Annotated in this window: 1 protein-coding gene; it reads right to left on the reverse strand. The window is 28.6% G+C overall.

Going from position 1 to position 1,393, the window contains the following annotated elements; genetic code table 11:
• Positions 1-43: 43 nt before the first annotated feature.
• Positions 44-1,357: an IS4 family transposase gene (locus BM027_RS17870; RefSeq protein WP_242943369.1), complete on the reverse strand. Its 1,314-nt coding sequence runs from the start codon at positions 1,355-1,357 to the stop codon at positions 44-46.
• Positions 1,358-1,393 lie beyond the last annotated feature (36 nt).

Consider the following 1,393-nt stretch of genomic DNA (forward strand, 5'->3'; position numbering starts at 1 on the left):
AAATAAACAGATTTACATCTGTTTTTTTGAAATATGATAAAATTTATGCTACTCTATAAATGAAGCTTACCGAAGATTTGGTACGAAGTTTTCTTTGATCCTTTCGACCTTTTCTTATAGGTAATATATTTTGTTTAATTAGAGCTTCAACATCTGGTGGATTTACATAGCCCAAGTGCCTAAAAAAGTATCTACAAATATGAATAGCAACAGTAAAGTTGACTTGATACTCATGCTTTCTTTGTTTATGTGTAATAACTACGTGTATGGTAATTATTTCACAAAAATTATACATAGTAAGCTTAGCAAACACTTCTTGGATAATGTGATCCACCTTTTTAGAATGAAAATTTATCAATCCTATAGCATATTTAAGTTCTCTGAAGGAAGTTTCTATTCCCCATCTCATATGATAAATTTCCTTAATCATGTCAGCTGAAAATTCATTCGCATCTAAATTTGTTATTATAGTTTCATAAGTATTATCTGAAATTTTAAATCTCACAACTCTAAATGAAATCGGATAGAAATTATTGCTTTTAAATTCTAAATAATCAAAATTAGATCTTTTAGGCATAAATTTATATATTTCTGGATTGGCCTTTATTTCATTTGTCTGTCTTCTTGTAAGTTCGAAATCAATTTTCTTATCGAACACTTCGCAAGAAGGTAATTTAAAACTAGATGCCATACCAGTACTATCTTTATCTCTTACCCTTATTACATATTTCCAACCTTTTTCTTGTATATGAGCAAAGGTATTATAACTTTCGTAGCCACGGTCGGCAATAACAATTACATCTCCAGATATAGTAGATCTATCAACCATATCAGTAAGAGCACTATTTTCATTTGCCTTTCGAATTGGTTGAATACATGCATCAGTATATACTTTATTACATAAATCAAATAATGCATTTAGATGTATCAAATTAAATCCCTTTGCATTATTTTGACATTTAGTATAAGTATCAGCATCTTCTGGATTATGAGATATATTAAGTTTTGAGCCATCTGCTGCCAGTAATCTATATCCATTAAATGTTTTATAATTATCAAAAGAATTAGTAAATGTTTTAAATAAATATTCTAATGCCGATGGTAATATTTTACCCCTCTGCTGAACAAATGCAGAAGATGTGGCTGTCTTAGCGTCATATTTAAAATACTCAAGTAGTTCTTTATAAATGCTGTTACCTCCCATGGATAATAATAAATTTATAACATATTCAAATGTCAATTTACGGTTTCGAGTAAAATCCTTTCCGGGATTTTTAACGAAAAGCTCAGTTGATTCTCCCATTTCTTTAATAATATATGTTAGCTTGTATTTTACAATTTTTGAGTAATTAATCATTAGTGATGCCTCCTTAAATTTTTATATATTTAAGGG

This window comes from Clostridium uliginosum (assembly GCF_900112485.1).
In the GTDB taxonomy this organism is placed as follows: Bacteria; Bacillota; Clostridia; order Clostridiales; family Clostridiaceae; genus Clostridium; species Clostridium uliginosum.